Source organism: Mucilaginibacter sp. GW821-FHT07H05, from assembly GCF_059418485.1.
On record NZ_JBWKPY010000005.1, the window covers coordinates 405,939 to 422,370 of the forward strand.

Here is a 16,432-nt window from a genome sequence, read left to right on the forward strand (position 1 = left end):
ACAAATTGCCTTTCATGAATCAATTTACCACCAAATGGAAATTAATAATTATGCCTTTGATAGTTGTTTCGGTAAGCACAGCTATTATTTACACATTTTTAAATTGGTTGCTGCTTATTAAACTTCAGGTTTTTAATGTTGAGGATATTTATGTTAATCTTATTCTTCCCGCAGTACTATCGTGGGGGCCAATTTTAATTTGGATAGGGCCACGTATAAAGCTGCTTAAGCTTAACAGTGTTAGGGATAATAATCTGGTGATGGGTTTACTTATAATTACTTGGTTGACCATGACACTGCCAATTATGTTTGCTCAATCTTATTTGGTTACAGCAACAGGTAAGTTAACCCGGTTAAACCGGATGAGTGAAATAATACATTTGCCCGCAACCAGGTATTACACAGTTAAGCAATATTATATTGGAAAAAGATTTGTGCACGTTAAACCTGTTTTTGCTGTAACGGGAAAAGGTAAAAGTACTTTTGAAATTTCAATCTACGCCAGTATTCCTGTTTTTGATCATCTTTTTCCGGATACGATGTTAATTAGCAGGATAAGGGATAGTAACGCTAAAGCTATGGTAATACTAAATAACAAAGTATCTACCATGCAGGTACTTAAAAAATTACCGGCTGATTCCATAAACATTATGCGTTATTTAAACCCAACACTTGTTATGCCCAGATATGGCGATACGGGAAAATACGGAGCGGTATTGGTACTTACAAAGGGGTTTAAATTAAAAGATAGTTGGAAACTCCCCCCTTTTAAAATATACCCATCAGCGTGGCTGGCATTTAAATCTCAAAGTTCCATTAGTAATTCGTTATCAATAGATGAAAAAAAGAAATACTATCAGATTTTCTTAAAGCAATCTGAAAAAGAATTTCGGGAAAAGAAGTTTGATCGTTTTGTTTATCTGCAGCGGCTATCTGACAATTACGATTATCGGAATTATAAAGAGGCGATTAACTTAGGTAATGATATTGTTGATTTTGATTTGCCGGTACTTGAAGCTATAGATGAACCATTTTCGCAACGTAATGGTAATAAATTAGCCTGGATGTTTGGTTCCTTTAGTGTAGGCACAATATTTTTTTCTATTATTCTGTTTCTTATTAAACCGCGAACAGAGCCGAAGACGAGGAAGAGGGCAGCCAAAAAGAAATTACCCGAACCAGATGAACCAATAGCTGATTAATCATATTCCCCGGCTTTACCACCTAAAACCAATTTAATGTGCTATTTGGGCAATTCCTGCAATCAATCCTTGTAGATATCACCCAAAATCACCCCTCAAATATTTATGAAAAAATAACTTGCTAACTATTTGACAATTAATCTAAAGTTGCTATCTTTGCCGTCCCTTAACGGGGGATAATATGTCTTGAACGAGGCCCTACTGCTTCGATGGACAACAAACAAATAAAGAAAATGTCAGGATTAATTGGTAAAAAAGTAGGTATGACCAGCATATTCGACGAGACAGGGAAGAACATCCCATGTACCGTAATCGAAGCTGGCCCTTGCGTGGTAACCCACGTTAAGTCTGTAGAAACAGACGGATATGCAGCTGTTCAGCTTGCATATGGTGAAGCAAAGGACAAACACACTACAGCCCCTTTAAAAGGTCATTTCACTAAAGCCGGCACTACGCCAAAACGTAAGCTGGTTGAATTTAAATCATTCGACGAAGAAAAATCATTAGGCGACACTGTTGCTGTTGATATTTTTGCAGTTGGCGATTTTGTGGATGTGGCCGGTACATCAAAAGGTAAAGGCTTTCAGGGTGTGGTAAAACGTCACGGTTTTAGTGGTGTGGGTATGCAAACCCACGGTCAGCATAACCGTTTACGTGCGCCGGGTTCATTGGGAGCATCATCATGGCCTTCACGTGTATTCAAAGGAATGCGCATGGCTGGCCAAACAGGTAATGTACGTGTAAAGGTTCAAAACCTTGAAGTAGTGAAAGTATTTGCTGAGCAAAACCTGTTAGTAGTTAAAGGTTCCATACCAGGAGCTAAGGGTTCATACGTTATAGTGGATAAATAAGATGGAAGTTAAAGTATTAAATGTTTCAGGTAAAGAAACAGGTGCCAAGGTGCAGCTTCCTGAATCGATCTTCGCTATCGAGCCTAATGATCATGCTATCTATCTGGATGTTAAGCAATTTTTAGCTAATCAACGCCAGGGTACGCATAAAGCAAAACAGCGTAACGAAATTGCAGGTTCAACCCGCAAATTATATAAACAAAAAGGTACAGGCGGTGCCCGTGCCGGTAGTGTAAAATCACCATTATTTAATGGTGGTGGCCGTGTATTCGGTCCGCAGCCGCGCGATTACAGCTTTAAACTGAACAAAAAGTTAAAATCACTGGCTCGTAAGTCGGCTTTAACCTACAAAGCTCAGGATAACAGCATTTTAGTATTAGAGGATTTTAGCTTTGATAGCATCAAAACTAAAAACTACATTAAAATGGAAGCTGACCTGAATGTTACTAATGATAAAACATTATTAGTAATTGCCGGTGCCGAAAATAACAATGTGTATTTATCAAGCAGGAACCTGAAGAAAACTAAAGTAATCTCGGTTGAGCAGCTAAACACTTACGATGTGTTAAACGCTGGTAAACTATTACTTACTACAGGTGCTGTTAAAACTTTGGAGGAAGCATTCGCTAAGTAATTATGCAAGTATTAACAAAACCCTTACTTACCGAAAAAGTAGCTCAGTTAACTGAGAAACTTAACCGCTTTGTTTTCAAGGTTGATCACAGGGCGAACAAAATACAGATTAAAGCCGCAGTAGAAGAAATGTATGGTGTAACAGTAGTTGCCGTAAATACAATGAAATATGCCGGCAAATTAAAAAGTCGTTCAACCAAGGCAGGTGTAGTAACCGGCCGTATCGCTACTTACAAAAAAGCAGTGATTACGTTGAAAGACGGTGAAACAATTGATTTTTATAACAATTTATAAAAAGGGAGATGGCAGTTAAAAGATTTAAACCGGTTACCCCGGGCACCCGCTTCCGGGTAGGTGCCGATTACTCTGACGTTACCACCAACGTTCCTGAAAAAACGTTAGTAGTATCTATCAAAAAGTCAGGCGGTCGTAACAATAGCGGTAAAATGACCATGCGCAACATGGGTGGTGGTCATAAAAAGTCATATCGTTTGATTGATTTTAAACGTAACAAATTTGACATCCCTGCAAAGGTTGCTACAATTGAGTATGATCCAAACCGTTCGGCACGTATTGCTTTATTAGTATACGCCGATGGCGAGAAAAGATACATGATTGCACCTACAGGTTTAACCGTAGGCCAAACAGTATTATCAGGCGATGCAGTAGCGCCAGAAGTTGGTAACACTTTACCATTAAAAAGCATACCACTGGGTTCGTTAATTCACAATATCGAATTAAACCCGGGCCAGGGCGCCATCATGGCACGCTCGGCAGGTACTTACGCGCAGCTTTCTGCGCGTGATGGTAAATACGCGATCATCAAATTGCCTTCAGGCGAAACCCGTATGATCTTAGCTACTTGTTTAGCTACTATCGGTACAGTTTCAAATGCCGAAAAAGCAAACGAGGTGTTGGGTAAAGCCGGCCGCAAGCGCTGGTTAGGCCGTCGTCCACGTGTACGTGGTGTAGCAATGAACCCGGTAGATCACCCTATGGGTGGTGGCGAGGGCCGTGCTTCAGGTGGTCACCCGCGCTCACGCAAAGGTTTACTGGCTAAAGGCTTTAAAACCCGCGATAAGAAAAAAGGATCAGATCGTTACATCATTGAAAGAAGGAAGAAATAATGGCTCGTTCAATTAAAAAAGGACCTTATATTGATCATAACCTGGATAAGAAAGTACTTACCCTGAATGAATCAAATAAAAAATCGGTTGTAAAAACATGGTCACGCCGTTCCATGATCTCTCCTGATTTCGTGGGTCATACATTTGCAGTGCACAACGGCAACAAGTTTATACCCGTGTACGTAACAGAAAACATGGTAGGACATAAGTTAGGTGAATTTGCACCAACCCGTACCTTCCGTGGTCACGCAGAAAAGAAAAAATAACAGGCAATGGAAGCAACAACAAAAATTAAAAAGTCTGTATTAATCAGACAACGCAAGGAAGCGGCGAAAGCCCAGGTAGGCGGCGCTTCTGTTGCCAAGTTACAGAACTGTCCAACATCACCGCGCAAAATGCGTTTGGTAGTGGATTTGATCCGTGGCGAAGGCGTTGAGAAAGCGTTATACATCTTAAAGTTCCTTAATAAGGAAGCGGCTATCCGCGTTGAAAAATTATTGCTGTCGGCAATTAAAAACTGGGAAGCAAAAAATGAAGGTAAACGTGTTGAAGACAGCGCTTTAATAGTAAGCGAAGTATCAGTAGGCGGTGGCCGTCAGCTGAAAAGGTTACGCCCTGCACCACAAGGAAGGGGATACCGTATCCGCAAACGCTCCAATCACATCACCCTTATTGTGGATAGTAAAAACGTTAACAATTAATTTGAAATGGGACAAAAAGCACATCCAATAGGTAATAGGTTAGGCATCATCAGAGGATGGGATTCTAACTGGTTCGGTGGAAATCACTATGCCGACAAATTAGTTGAAGACGAAAAGATCCGCAAGTACATCTCGGCCCGTATTTCAAAAGGCGGTGTATCTAAAGTGGTTATCGAACGTACTTTAAAACGTATTACAATTACTATACATACTGCCCGTCCGGGTATCGTTATCGGTAAAGGCGGTCAGGAAGTAGATAAGATCAAAGAAGAGTTAAAGAAACTGACTAAAAAGGACGTTCAAATCAACATCTTCGAGATCAAACGCCCTGAGCTTGATGCTCAGTTAGTAGGCGAAAGCATTGCAAAACAACTGGAAGCCCGTATCTCTTTCCGTCGTGCCATGAAAACTACCATCGCTTCAACCATGAGAATGGGTGCCGAAGGTATCAAGGTAATGACATCAGGCCGCTTAGGTGGTGCCGAAATGGCCCGTACAGAGCAGTACAAAGAGGGACGTATCCCATTGCACACTTTCCGTGCCGATATCGACTACGCTTTGGCTGAAGCCTTAACTACCTACGGTAAAATAGGTGTTAAAGTGTGGATCTGTAAAGGTGAAGTTTACGGCAAACGCGACTTATCGCCAAACATTGGCGCAGCAAGCAGCGCAAGCGGTAAAGGCGGCAGGCCGGAAGGCGCAGCAGCATTTGGTGACCGTGGCGGTCGCGGCGGTAATGACCGTGGCGGAGATCGTCGTGGTGGTCCGGGTGGCGATCGTCGTGGCGGTCCGGGCGCTGGTGGTAATCGTGGTCCTGGTCAGGGCGGCGGTGCAAACCGTGGCGGACAAGGCAGCGGCAACCGTGGCGGTGGCCAGGGTGGCAGAAGATAATTAACAGAATCAAAGTCGAGATAGACATCGTTAGAATATAAAAGCTTAAAAAAATGCTACAGCCAAAAAGAACGAAGTTCAGAAAGATGCAAAAAGGCAAGATGAAGGGTAACGCCAGTCGTGGTGCTGAACTGTCTTTCGGATCTTTCGGTATAAAATCACTCGAGCCGGCCTGGATCACCAGCCGTCAGATCGAGGCTGCGCGTATCGCTGTAACACGTTTCATGAAACGTGAAGGACAAGTTTGGATCAGGATTTTCCCTGACAAGCCTGTAACCAAAAAACCAGCCGAAGTACGTATGGGTAAAGGTAAAGGTGCTCCGGAATATTGGGTAGCGGTAGTACGCCCCGGAAGGATCATTTTTGAGGCAGAAGGTGTGCCATTAGATGTGGCAAAAGAAGCACTTCGCCTGGCCGCGCAAAAATTGCCGGTACAAACAAGGTTTGTAGTTCGTAAGGATTACGCCGAAGCATAAACCCTGGTAGCTACAGGTGGTAAACAACATAAAATTGAATACCTGTAGTGATCATTAAACATTGTAAGTTGAAAAGTTGTGAGCTTAAGTTGGCTTACAGCTCACAATTTACAGCAAACAAAAAGTTAAAAAATGAAAAACTCAGAAATCCAAGAGCTTTCAACTGAGGAGTTGACAGCGCGAATTGGCGAGGAAAAGAAGAATCTGAATAAGCTGAAATTCGCCCACGCGGTATCGGCTATTGAGAACCCTACCCGTATCACTAAAGTACGTAAGGACATCGCTCGTTTAAATACCGAATTAACCAAGCGCAAAGCGGCGCCAGCAGTTGAAACCAAATAAGCCGAAGGACATGGAAGAAAGAAATTTAAGAAAAACCCGTACCGGCCTGGTAGTAAGCAACAAGATGGAAAAATCTATCGTTGTAGCCGTTGAACGTAAAGTAAAACACCCGATCTATGGTAAATTCGTAAAGAAGACTACCAAGTTTATGGCACATGACGAAACTAATACCTGTGGTATTGGCGATACCGTATTAATTATGGAAACTCGCCCGTTGAGCAAAAGCAAAAATTGGAGATTGGTTCAAATTTTAGAGAGGGCTAAATAAGATGGTACAACAGGAATCAAGGCTGAATGTAGCCGACAACAGTGGCGCTAAAGAAGTGCTGGTGATCCGTGTTTTGGGTGGTACCGGTAAAAGGTATGCCTCAATAGGCGATAAGATTGTAGTTACCGTAAAAAGCGCATTGCCATCAGGCAACGTTAAAAAAGGTACAGTATCTAAAGCCGTAGTGGTTAGGACTAAGAAAGAAATTCGTCGTAAAGATGGTTCTTACATCCGTTTTGACGATAACGCAGCCGTTTTGTTAAACAACCAGGACGAGCCAAGGGGTACCCGTATCTTCGGCCCGGTAGCCAGGGAATTGCGTGAAAAACAATTCATGAAAATTGTATCATTAGCTCCGGAGGTATTATAATATGAAAAAGAAAATAGAAGTATCTGCCAAACTAAAGATCAAAAAAGGTGATCTGGTTAAGGTAATTGCCGGCGACTCTAAAGGTACACAAGGCAAAATAGTTGAAATTATTATAGCTAAAAACAGGGCTATTGTTGAAGGTGCCAACATGGTATCAAAACATACCAAACCTAACGCTGCTAACCCTAACGGTGGCATTGTTAAGCAGGAAGCCGCTATACATATCTCAAACCTGGCTTTGGTTGATCCAAAAACAGGCGCAACAACCCGCGTTGGCCGTAAAAAGAACGATGCAGGTAAATTAGTAAGGGTAGCAAAAAAATCAGGGGAGGAAATTAAGTAATGACTTACGTACCAAGATTAAAAACAAAGTATTCGGAAGAGATCCGTACCGCGCTGAAAGATAAATTTCAGTACAAAAGCGTAATGCAGGTTCCGAAACTGGAAAAAATTGCCATCAACCAGGGTGTTGGTGCTGCTACAACTGATAAAAAACTGATTGATGTAAGTATCAGCGAACTGAGCACCATTACCGGTCAGCAAGCTGTATCTTCAAAATCTAAAAAAGATATCTCAAACTTTAAGTTACGTAAAAATATGCCGGTTGGCGTACGCGTTACTTTAAGAGACAATACCATGTATGAGTTTTTGGATCGTCTGATCTCTGTTGCCCTGCCGCGTATCCGCGATTTTAAAGGCATCAACGATAAAGGTTTTGACGGCCGTGGCAACTATACATTAGGCGTTACCGAGCAAATCATTTTCCCCGAGATCAACATTGACAAGATCAACAAGATCATGGGTATGGATATTACCTTTGTAACATCGGCAAAAAATGATGTTGAAGCATTAGAGTTGCTTAAACAATTTGGTTTACCATTTAAAAATCAAAATAACAATGGCTAAAGAAGGCGTAAAAGCACGTGAAGTAAAACGCGCTAAGTTGGTTGCACAATATGCTGAGAAAAGAGCAGCACTTAAAGCAGCCGGTGATTATGAAGGTTTAGACAAATTGCCTAAGGCTGCATCACCAGTGAAATTGCACAACCGTTGCAAACTGACCGGCCGCCCACGCGGTTATATGCGTCAGTTCGGTATCTCGAGGGTAACTTTCCGCGAGATGGCACTGGCCGGTAAAATCCCGGGAGTGAAGAAAGCAAGCTGGTAATATAAGGCGTAAAGGTGAAAGGTAAAAGGCGAAAGGTTTGATATGAAAATCTTTGACCTTTAGCCTTTCACCTTTTACCTCAATAAACGAGTGGAAGGTATTCAAGATATGCAGTAGTATATTTTGAATTTTTTTGTACCTTTGCGGCTCGAAATTTAAAAACGAATACGAACCGATAGAAGGTCGCCCCGGATGTTACGGGAAGGAAACCACTATCATAAACAATAAAAATGAATACAGATCCAATCGCAGATTATCTTACACGAGTAAGGAATGCTATTAAAGCCAACCATAGGGTTGTTGAAATTCCTGCATCAAATCTGAAGAAGGAAATCACTAAGGTGCTTTTCGACAAAGGTTACATTGCCAATTTTAAATTTGAGGATAATGGCCCTCAAGGCATCATCAAAGTTGCTTTGAAGTACCACCCGATCACTAAAATCCCGGCTATTCGCAGCATATCGCGTATCAGTAAACCAGGTTTGAGGAAATACGCAGGCGCGGATACCATGCCACGTGTATTAAATGGTTTAGGAATCGCTATCGTTTCCACATCAAAAGGTGTTATGTCTGACAAAGAAGCACGTCAGCAAAACATAGGTGGCGAAGTTTTGTGCTACGTTTATTAATAGTTAAGAGGAGGAATTAAGCAATGTCAAGAGTAGGAAAAGCACCTATAGCAATCCCCGCAGGCGTTACTGTAACTGTATCAGGCGATAACCTGGTTACCGTTAAAGGCCCCAAAGGAGAGTTGCAGCAAGCAGTTGATAGCGATATCACTATTGCACAGGAAGACGGCCAGTTAGTGGTTCAACGTCCTTCCGAGCAAAAACGTCATAAAGCGCTGCATGGTTTATACCGCGCGTTATTAAATAACATGGTAGTTGGCGTAACCGACGGTTACAAAATACAGCAAGAATTAGTTGGTGTAGGTTACCGTGCTACTAATACTGGTAATACATTAGATTTAGTGTTGGGTTACTCTCACCACTATGTGTTTGAATTACCAACCGAAATTAAAGTTACCACCACTGCTGATAAGGGTAAAAACCCAACTATCATCCTTGAATCAATCGACAAACAACTGATTGGACAAGTAGCGGCAAAAATACGCTCGTTACGTACACCAGAGCCTTACAAAGGTAAAGGTATCAAGTTTGTTGGCGAAGTGTTAAGAAGAAAAGCAGGTAAATCAGCATCTAAAAAATAATCGTCATGGCAGCTAAACTATCAAGAAGAGACAGAATAAAAAAAGGCATCCGGAAACGTGTTTCAGGATCAGCCGAGCGCCCGCGCTTATCAGTGTACAGGAGCAACAAAGGTATTTACGCCCAGATCATTGACGATGTAACCGGTAAAACATTAGTATCAACATCATCTTTATCAAAAGATTTTGCAGCTGATGGTACCAAGTCAGATCAATCAGTTGCCGTTGGCAAAATGGTTGCTCAAAAAGCTATCGCCGCAGGTATAACTGCCGTAGTTTTTGACCGTAATGGTTACTTATATCATGGCCGTGTTAAATCACTGGCTGAAGGTGCACGTGAAGGTGGTTTAATTTTTTAAACGGAACAGAAGATGTCAACAATCAACGTAAAAAGAGTAAAAACAAGCGAGATCGAATTAAAAGACCGCTTGGTAAGCATACAGCGTGTTGCCAAAGTAACCAAGGGCGGCCGTACTTTTAGCTTCAGTGCCATTGTGGTAGTGGGCGATGAGAATGGTGTAGTTGGTTACGGTTTAGGTAAAGCAAAAGAAGTAACCGAGGCAATTGCCAAAGGTGTTGATGATGCTAAAAAGAACCTGGTAAAAGTGCCTATTATTAACGGTACGGTACCTCACGAGCAATATGGTAAGTTTTCGGGCGGTTTTGTGTTTATCAAACCAGCTGCAAACGGTACCGGTGTTATTGCCGGTGGTGCAATGCGTGCCGTGTTAGAATCGGCCGGTGTGCACAACGTATTAGCTAAATCAAAAGGATCATCAAACCCGCACAACGTGGTTAAAGCAACTGTATCGGCCTTATCGCAAATGCGCGATGCTTATACAGTAGCACAACAGCGCGGTATTAATTTAGGTAAAGTATTTAACGGATAATCAGTCATGGCAAAAATCAAAATAACCCAGATTAAAAGCGTGATCGATAGAAGTGAGCGCCAGAAAAGAACCGTAGAAGCATTAGGTTTAAAAAAAATAAACCAAAGTGTTGAGGTTGAAGCTACACCTGCTATTATTGGTATGGTGCGTAAAGTAAATCATTTGGTAGCAGTAGAAAATATTTAATATTATGAATTTAAGTAATTTAAAACCTGCAGAAGGTTCTACTAAAAATAGAAAAAGAATAGGCCGTGGTACAGGTTCTGGCCGTGGCGGTACATCAACCCGTGGCCATAAAGGCGCAGGTTCGCGCTCTGGTACCAGCACAAAGGTAGGTTTTGAAGGTGGCCAGATGCCATTACAACGCCGTGTACCTAAGGTGGGCTTTAAAAACCCTAACCGTGTTGAGTACGTTAGCTTAAACCTGGATGCCCTGCAAATTTTGGCAGACACTTACAAACTTGCCGCAATTGATTTTGAGGTAATGAAAGAGCACGGTTTGGCTTCAAGAAACGACCTGGTTAAAGTATTGGGCCGTGGCGAACTGACAGCTAAATTAGAAGTTAAGGCACACGCGTTTTCTGCTACTGCACAAAAAGCTATTGAAGCAGCCGGCGGTTCAATTGTAAAACTGTAAATTTCGATGAAGAAATTTTTCACAACATTATCCAATATCTGGAAAATTGAGGATTTAAGAGTGCGTATTACTAACACACTCTTATTTCTTTTAATATACCGTATAGGTTCATACGTAGTGCTGCCAGGTGTAGACGCGAATGTGCTGAACAGTCAACAGGGTAAAGAAGGTTTATTAGGCTTATTAAATATGTTTGCCGGCGGTTCATTCTCGCGGGCATCCATTTTTGCTTTAGGTGTAATGCCGTATATCTCCGCATCCATTGTGGTGCAGTTATTGGGTATTGCTGTGCCTTATTTCACCAAAATGCAAAAGGAAGGCGAAAGCGGCCGCAACAAGCTAAACCAGTGGACCCGTTACCTAACCATTTTTATTACCGCCGCACAGGCAGTTGGTTATGTACGTTCACAGATCCCGTCTAACGCGCACCTGATCGCTGATCAGTTTGTGTTTACTTTGGTAACTACTGCTGCTTTAACCGCGGGTACATTATTTGTAATGTGGCTGGGCGAAAAGATCACCGATAAAGGTATTGGTAATGGTATATCGCTGATCATCATGGTAGGTATCATTGCTTCGTTACCTGGTGCAATTGTCGAAGAGTTTAAGTCGAGAGTGATTAGCGGTGGCGGTGGCCCGATCGTATTTATTGTGGAAATGGTGGCTTTAATGCTGGTGGTAATGTTTACCATCCTGATTGTTCAGGGTGTACGCAAAATTGCCGTGCAGTATGCTAAACGTATAGTAGGTAACAAACAATACGGTGGCGTGCGTCAGTACATCCCGTTAAAAGTTACTGCAGCAGGCGTTATGCCTATCATTTTTGCCCAGGCATTAATGTTTATCCCTGCAACTATCGGATCGTTTTTCCCTAAGATAGCTTCGAGCAGCATTGTGATCAATCTATCAAACGCCACTTCATGGCAGCATAATTTGTTGTTTGCGATATTGATCATCCTGTTTACTTTCTTTTATACAGCTATTACGGTTAACCCTAACCAAATGGCCGATGATATGAAGAAGAACGGTGGCTTTATCCCCGGTGTTAAACCAGGGCAGGCAACATCCAGCTTTATTGATGGTGTAATATCAAAAATCACTTTACCGGGTTCAATATTCCTGGCTATTGTGGCTATTATACCGGCATTTGCCAGCATGGTGCATGTTAACAGCCAGTTTGCCCGCTTTTTTGGCGGTACTTCATTAATCATTTTGGTTGGTGTGGTATTAGATACTTTGCAACAAATAGAAAGCCATCTGTTGATGCGTCATTACGATGGTTTAATGAAAACCGGGAGGATAAAAGGCCGTACCGCAGTACCAACTGCAGCCGGTACTACCCCGCCCGCTATCTAATAGACATAATTAACTATGCCAAAGATCCATTATAAGTCTGTCGAAGAGATAGAACTGATAAGAGAAAGTTCTTTGCTGGTTTCAAAAACACTGGGCGAAATTGCCAAGGTAATTGCGCCCGGTGTTAAAACAATTGAACTGAATAAACTTGCAGAAACCTTTATCCGTGACAACGGAGGGATCCCTGCATTTTTAAACTACAGCGGTTTCCCTTACTCATTGTGCATCTCCTTGAATGACCAGGTAGTACATGGCTTCCCGGGAACGTATGCTTTGAAGGAAGGCGACCTGGTATCGGTTGATTGCGGTGCCATACTGAATAAATACTATGGCGACTCGGCCTATACCTTTGCCATTGGCGAGGTAAGCGATACGGCTAAAAAACTGATGCAGGTAACTAAAGAGTGCCTGGCGAAGGGAGTAGAAAAAGCGGTAGTAGGCATGCGTATCGGTGATATTGGTTATGCTGTACAGGAACATGCCGAAAAGAATGGTTTTGGCGTAGTAAAGGAATTGGTTGGCCACGGGGTAGGTTTACGTCTGCACGAAAAGCCTGAAGTACCCAACTACGGTAAACGCGGAAGCGGCATCAAACTGGAAGAAGGAATGGTAATTGCCATTGAACCTATGATAAACGCCGGCAGGGCAGGAGTAAAATTCTGGGACGACGGCTGGACAGTATCAACCGTAGATGGGAAACCATCGGCACATTATGAGCATACGGTAGCTGTAAAAAAGGGCAAAGTGGACATACTTTCAACTTTTTCATATATTGATGAAATTTTGAAAGAAAAATAAATTAATTTAAATTATTTTATTTAATTTTGCGTCCCGCTTTGGGAGGCGGATAATTAGGTGTAACAGACAATAGATGTGAGATTTGAGACGTGAGACCCTGTCTTAAATCATATATCTTACAAGAAAAAGATAAAGAAGCAGGTTTTTGGTGTGGGTTGGAGAAAATCTCAATACTCATATCTAACATCTCAAATCTAAAAGAAAAATATGGCTAAACAGTCCTCAATTGAGCAAGACGGTACAATTAGAGAAGCATTATCAAATGCTATGTTTAGGGTTGAATTGGAAAATGGGCACGAAATTATAGCGCACATATCAGGCAAAATGCGGATGCACTACATCAAAATTTTACCTGGTGATAAAGTGAAGCTGGAAATGAGCCCATACGATTTAACAAAAGGCAGAATAACCTACAGGTATAAATAATATATAAAACGAGATGAAAGTTAGAGCATCCATTAAAAAACGCAGCGCCGATTGCAAAATCATTCGTCGTAACGGTAAACTTTACGTGATCAACAAAAAGAATCCGAAGTTTAAACAGCGTCAGGGATAATTAAAGATATTGTTTACGATTCGTACAACGGTAGCCGCCGTTCGGTCGTTTACTTAAAAAAACAAAAACAGGCATATGGCAAGGATAGCAGGTATTGATTTACCAAAGAATAAAAGAGGTGAGATTGGCTTAACATACATTTACGGTATAGGCCACACTACTGCTCAGGGAATTTTAACTGAAGCAGGTATTGATTTCAATACTAAAGTACAGGATTGGACAGATGAGCAATTAACTGCCATCCGTACTATCATTAACGATCGTATCAAAGTTGAAGGCGCACTGCGTTCTGAAGTACAGTTGAACATTAAACGTTTAATGGATATTGGTTGCTATCGTGGTACCCGTCACCGTAAAGGTTTACCATTACGTGGTCAGCGTACTAAAAACAACTCACGTACCCGTAAAGGAAAACGTAAAACAGTTGCTAACAAAAAGAAAGCTACTAAATAGTGATTAGTGATAGGTGAGTAGAGATTAGTTCTTTGCTCACTTTCATTAGGAATATACAATACAAATTAATAGTTATGGGTCCGGGTTAATCAATAACTCAATAATTCATAACTCAATCATTTAAAAGAAAATGGCTAAAGCTAAAAAAGTAACCAAAAAGCGTGTTGTAGTTGTCGAGTCTGTAGGTCAGGCACACATTAACGCTACCTTTAACAACATCATCATCACCCTGACCAATAACAGCGGCCAGGCTATATCATGGTCATCTGCCGGTAAAATGGGTTTCAAAGGTTCTAAAAAGAACACCCCTTATGCAGCCGGTCAGGCAGCATCAGATTGCGGTAAAGCTGCATACGATCTGGGCTTACGTAAAGTTGAAGTGTTTGTAAAAGGCCCTGGATCAGGTCGCGAGTCGGCTATCCGTACCTTGCAAACTGCAGGTATCGAGGTTACCACTATTAAGGACATTACCCCACTGCCACACAACGGCTGTCGTCCTGCAAAAAGGAGAAGAGTTTAATTAACTAAATTTTTAAAGCTAAGATTCAGCGGCTGCGGGCCGTTTGATACTTTAAAAGCACATAACAATGGCAAGATACACAGGTCCAAAATCAAAAATTGCGCGTAAATTCCGCGAGCCGATCTTCGGTCCGGATAAAGCGCTGGAAAGAAAAAACTATCCTCCCGGCATGCACGGTCCCTCTAAGAGGAGAGGAAAAGAGTCAGAGTACTCTGTACAGTTGAAAGAGAAACAAAAGGTTAAATACACTTACGGTGTATTAGAGCGTCAGTTCGAAAACCTGTTTCACCGTGCTTCTGCTAAAGAAGGCATCACTGGCGAGAACTTATTAAAATTCCTGGAAGCACGTTTAGATAACGTTGTTTACCGGTTAGGGATTGCCCCAACCCGTTCTGGTGCACGCCAGCTGGTTGGCCACAAACACATCACTGTTAACGGCGAAGTAGTGAACATTGCTTCATACACCGTTAAACCTGGTGACGTGATTGCAGTACGCGAAAAATCAAAAACCTTAGAGGCTATCACTGCATCAGTTGCAGGCCGCAGGGTTAGCAAGTATAACTGGTTTGAATGGGATGCAAATACCTTAACAGGTAAATTGCTGAGTTATCCAAACCGCGATGAGATCCCAGAAAACATCAAGGAAAACCTGATCGTCGAGTTGTACTCTAAATAATAAGATATGAGATTTGAGACATGAGATTTGAGATTAGATCAAATCTCATTTTTCAGTTTCATGACTAAGGAAAATAAACAGGGTTTTAGATTAGATGCGATTTAAAAGACAAAAGTCTCATATCTCACATCTCACATCTCAAATCTATTAACAAGCAAACAATTAACAAGGATATAAATGGCAATATTAGCATTTCAAAAACCAGACAAGGTTATCATGCAGAAGTCGACCGACTTTGAGGGCACGTTTGAATTTCGTCCGTTAGAACCAGGCTTCGGTGTAACTATTGGTAATGCTTTACGTCGTATCTTACTTTCATCGCTTGAAGGTTATGCGATCACTTCTGTTCGTTTTTCAGGTGTTACGCATGAGTTTTCAACCATCAAAGGTGTTGTTGAAGACGTTACCGAGATCATCCTGAACCTGAAACAGGTTCGTTTGAAAAAAACAGGCGAATCAGGCGACAGCGAAAAAGTATTTGTGATCATCAATGGCCAGGATAGTTTCAAGGCTGGTGATATCACCAAATTCTCGAACAACTTTACCGTTTTAAATCCCGACCTGGTGATCTGTAACATGGATTCATCGGTAACGCTTGAAATTGAACTTACGGTTAACAAAGGCCGTGGTTACATTGCCAGCGAGGAAAATAAAAACCCTGACGTTGCTGTAGGCGTTATCGCTATCGATTCGATCTACACCCCGATCAAGAACGTAAAATATACGATTGAGAACTATCGTGTTGAGCAAAAAACCGACTATGAAAAATTAGTATTGGATATTGCTACTGATGGCTCGATCCATCCTGAGGATGCGCTGAAAGAAGCTGCTAAGATCCTGATCCAGCACTTTATGCTGTTCAGCGATGAGAACATGATGCTGGAAGCACAGGCTAAAGAAGAAACTAAGGAAGTTGACGAAGAGATCCTGCACATGCGCAAGATCCTGAAAACCGAACTGGTTGACCTTGACCTGTCTGTACGTGCGCTGAACTGCTTAAAAGCAGCAGACATCCGCAGCCTGGCCGATCTGGTTTCGTACGATGTTGCTGATATGTTAAAATTCAGGAACTTTGGTAAAAAATCACTGACTGAAATTCAGGACCTGGTTAAATCAAAAGGATTATCTTTTGGCATGAACCTGTCTAAATTTAAGTTAGACGAAGAATAATTAGTGAGTAGAGGTTAGAGATTAGTTAATTAGGCTAATATCTAACCTCTTCTTATTTGATAAGAAAAATGGGTTTGAGTAAGAATAGTGACTGATCTTTAACCTCTAATTAACTAATCACTAAAATACGCGTAATTCCG

The 16,432-nt window shown here is 41.7% G+C and carries 29 protein-coding genes; all 29 read left to right on the plus strand.

Annotated elements, in window-relative coordinates; translation table 11 throughout:
* Positions 1-14 precede the first annotated feature (14 nt).
* The 29 genes from AC07M6_RS15825 (at position 15) to AC07M6_RS15965 (ending at position 16,292) form a co-directional block, all read left to right on the plus strand.
* Positions 15-1,202, plus strand: coding sequence for a hypothetical protein (locus AC07M6_RS15825; protein WP_494891034.1), 1,188 nt, complete (start codon positions 15-17; stop codon positions 1,200-1,202).
* 233 nt (positions 1,203-1,435) lie between these two features.
* Positions 1,436-2,053 (plus strand): 50S ribosomal protein L3, encoded by a 618-nt coding sequence (gene rplC / locus AC07M6_RS15830; RefSeq protein WP_494891036.1) that lies wholly within the window; start codon positions 1,436-1,438, stop codon positions 2,051-2,053.
* A 1-nt stretch (position 2,054) separates the two neighbouring features.
* The gene (rplD, locus tag AC07M6_RS15835) at positions 2,055-2,687 is read left to right on the plus strand and encodes a 50S ribosomal protein L4 (protein ID WP_494891038.1); all 633 of its coding nucleotides are present in this window, start codon (positions 2,055-2,057) and stop codon (positions 2,685-2,687) included.
* Positions 2,688-2,689: 2 nt separating this feature from the next.
* Positions 2,690-2,980, plus strand: coding sequence for a 50S ribosomal protein L23 (gene rplW, locus AC07M6_RS15840; RefSeq protein ID WP_194107143.1), 291 nt, complete (start codon positions 2,690-2,692; stop codon positions 2,978-2,980).
* Between the two features lie 8 nt (positions 2,981-2,988).
* A complete protein-coding gene (gene rplB / locus AC07M6_RS15845) occupies positions 2,989-3,813 on the plus strand; it encodes a 50S ribosomal protein L2 (RefSeq protein WP_494891041.1) in 825 nt (274 codons plus the stop codon).
* Complete coding sequence (rpsS, locus tag AC07M6_RS15850; RefSeq protein ID WP_194107141.1) at positions 3,813-4,079, plus strand: 30S ribosomal protein S19; 267 nt, start codon at positions 3,813-3,815, stop codon at positions 4,077-4,079. The genes rplB and rpsS overlap by 1 nt, the downstream gene beginning before the upstream one ends.
* A 6-nt stretch (positions 4,080-4,085) precedes the next feature.
* The gene (rplV, locus tag AC07M6_RS15855) at positions 4,086-4,514 is read left to right on the plus strand and encodes a 50S ribosomal protein L22 (protein ID WP_494891043.1); all 429 of its coding nucleotides are present in this window, start codon (positions 4,086-4,088) and stop codon (positions 4,512-4,514) included.
* Between the two features lie 6 nt (positions 4,515-4,520).
* Positions 4,521-5,405 carry a 30S ribosomal protein S3 gene (gene rpsC / locus AC07M6_RS15860; RefSeq protein ID WP_494891045.1) on the plus strand — a complete coding sequence of 295 codons (885 nt, stop codon included), beginning with the start codon at positions 4,521-4,523 and terminating at the stop codon, positions 5,403-5,405.
* Positions 5,406-5,458: 53 nt separating this feature from the next.
* A complete protein-coding gene (gene rplP / locus AC07M6_RS15865) occupies positions 5,459-5,881 on the plus strand; it encodes a 50S ribosomal protein L16 (protein WP_494891047.1) in 423 nt (140 codons plus the stop codon).
* A gap of 132 nt (positions 5,882-6,013) precedes the next feature.
* Complete coding sequence (gene rpmC / locus AC07M6_RS15870; protein WP_494891049.1) at positions 6,014-6,223, plus strand: 50S ribosomal protein L29; 210 nt, start codon at positions 6,014-6,016, stop codon at positions 6,221-6,223.
* A gap of 10 nt (positions 6,224-6,233) precedes the next feature.
* Positions 6,234-6,491, plus strand: coding sequence for a 30S ribosomal protein S17 (rpsQ, locus tag AC07M6_RS15875; RefSeq protein WP_494891051.1), 258 nt, complete (start codon positions 6,234-6,236; stop codon positions 6,489-6,491).
* A 1-nt stretch (position 6,492) separates the two neighbouring features.
* Positions 6,493-6,861, plus strand: coding sequence for a 50S ribosomal protein L14 (rplN, locus tag AC07M6_RS15880; RefSeq protein ID WP_073405786.1), 369 nt, complete (start codon positions 6,493-6,495; stop codon positions 6,859-6,861).
* Position 6,862: 1 nt separating this feature from the next.
* Positions 6,863-7,204: a 50S ribosomal protein L24 gene (gene rplX / locus AC07M6_RS15885; protein WP_494891054.1), complete on the plus strand. Its 342-nt coding sequence runs from the start codon at positions 6,863-6,865 to the stop codon at positions 7,202-7,204.
* The gene (rplE, locus tag AC07M6_RS15890) at positions 7,204-7,767 is read left to right on the plus strand and encodes a 50S ribosomal protein L5 (protein ID WP_494891056.1); all 564 of its coding nucleotides are present in this window, start codon (positions 7,204-7,206) and stop codon (positions 7,765-7,767) included. Before rplX ends, rplE begins: the two co-directional genes overlap by 1 nt.
* Positions 7,760-8,029: a 30S ribosomal protein S14 gene (gene rpsN / locus AC07M6_RS15895; RefSeq protein WP_494891058.1), complete on the plus strand. Its 270-nt coding sequence runs from the start codon at positions 7,760-7,762 to the stop codon at positions 8,027-8,029. Before rplE ends, rpsN begins: the two co-directional genes overlap by 8 nt.
* A 230-nt stretch (positions 8,030-8,259) precedes the next feature.
* Positions 8,260-8,658 (plus strand): 30S ribosomal protein S8, encoded by a 399-nt coding sequence (gene rpsH / locus AC07M6_RS15900; protein WP_494891060.1) that lies wholly within the window; start codon positions 8,260-8,262, stop codon positions 8,656-8,658.
* Between the two features lie 23 nt (positions 8,659-8,681).
* Complete coding sequence (gene rplF, locus AC07M6_RS15905; RefSeq protein WP_494891062.1) at positions 8,682-9,239, plus strand: 50S ribosomal protein L6; 558 nt, start codon at positions 8,682-8,684, stop codon at positions 9,237-9,239.
* Between the two features lie 5 nt (positions 9,240-9,244).
* The gene (gene rplR / locus AC07M6_RS15910; protein ID WP_494891064.1) at positions 9,245-9,595 is read left to right on the plus strand and encodes a 50S ribosomal protein L18; all 351 of its coding nucleotides are present in this window, start codon (positions 9,245-9,247) and stop codon (positions 9,593-9,595) included.
* A gap of 12 nt (positions 9,596-9,607) precedes the next feature.
* On the plus strand, positions 9,608-10,126 hold the full coding sequence (gene rpsE / locus AC07M6_RS15915; protein WP_194107129.1) for a 30S ribosomal protein S5: 519 nt from the start codon (positions 9,608-9,610) through the stop codon (positions 10,124-10,126).
* A 6-nt stretch (positions 10,127-10,132) separates the two neighbouring features.
* Positions 10,133-10,312: a 50S ribosomal protein L30 gene (gene rpmD / locus AC07M6_RS15920; RefSeq protein WP_494891066.1), complete on the plus strand. Its 180-nt coding sequence runs from the start codon at positions 10,133-10,135 to the stop codon at positions 10,310-10,312.
* A 4-nt stretch (positions 10,313-10,316) separates the two neighbouring features.
* Entirely contained in the window at positions 10,317-10,763 is a 447-nt protein-coding gene (gene rplO, locus AC07M6_RS15925; RefSeq protein ID WP_494891068.1) for a 50S ribosomal protein L15, read from the plus strand.
* 6 nt (positions 10,764-10,769) lie between these two features.
* Positions 10,770-12,119, plus strand: a complete 1,350-nt coding sequence (secY, locus tag AC07M6_RS15930; protein WP_494891070.1) for a preprotein translocase subunit SecY — start codon at positions 10,770-10,772, stop codon at positions 12,117-12,119.
* Between the two features lie 15 nt (positions 12,120-12,134).
* Entirely contained in the window at positions 12,135-12,917 is a 783-nt protein-coding gene (gene map, locus AC07M6_RS15935) for a type I methionyl aminopeptidase (RefSeq protein ID WP_494891072.1), read from the plus strand.
* 207 nt (positions 12,918-13,124) lie between these two features.
* Positions 13,125-13,343 (plus strand): translation initiation factor IF-1, encoded by a 219-nt coding sequence (gene infA, locus AC07M6_RS15940; RefSeq protein WP_100342660.1) that lies wholly within the window; start codon positions 13,125-13,127, stop codon positions 13,341-13,343.
* Positions 13,344-13,356: 13 nt separating this feature from the next.
* Positions 13,357-13,473 (plus strand): type B 50S ribosomal protein L36, encoded by a 117-nt coding sequence (ykgO, locus tag AC07M6_RS15945; protein ID WP_022833269.1) that lies wholly within the window; start codon positions 13,357-13,359, stop codon positions 13,471-13,473.
* A gap of 75 nt (positions 13,474-13,548) precedes the next feature.
* The gene (rpsM, locus tag AC07M6_RS15950) at positions 13,549-13,926 is read left to right on the plus strand and encodes a 30S ribosomal protein S13 (RefSeq protein WP_494891076.1); all 378 of its coding nucleotides are present in this window, start codon (positions 13,549-13,551) and stop codon (positions 13,924-13,926) included.
* 130 nt (positions 13,927-14,056) lie between these two features.
* The gene (gene rpsK / locus AC07M6_RS15955) at positions 14,057-14,446 is read left to right on the plus strand and encodes a 30S ribosomal protein S11 (protein WP_494891078.1); all 390 of its coding nucleotides are present in this window, start codon (positions 14,057-14,059) and stop codon (positions 14,444-14,446) included.
* Between the two features lie 67 nt (positions 14,447-14,513).
* Positions 14,514-15,122 (plus strand): 30S ribosomal protein S4, encoded by a 609-nt coding sequence (gene rpsD, locus AC07M6_RS15960; RefSeq protein ID WP_494891080.1) that lies wholly within the window; start codon positions 14,514-14,516, stop codon positions 15,120-15,122.
* Positions 15,123-15,299: 177 nt separating this feature from the next.
* A complete protein-coding gene (locus tag AC07M6_RS15965; protein ID WP_494891082.1) occupies positions 15,300-16,292 on the plus strand; it encodes a DNA-directed RNA polymerase subunit alpha in 993 nt (330 codons plus the stop codon).
* The last annotated feature ends 140 nt before the right edge of the window (positions 16,293-16,432 follow it).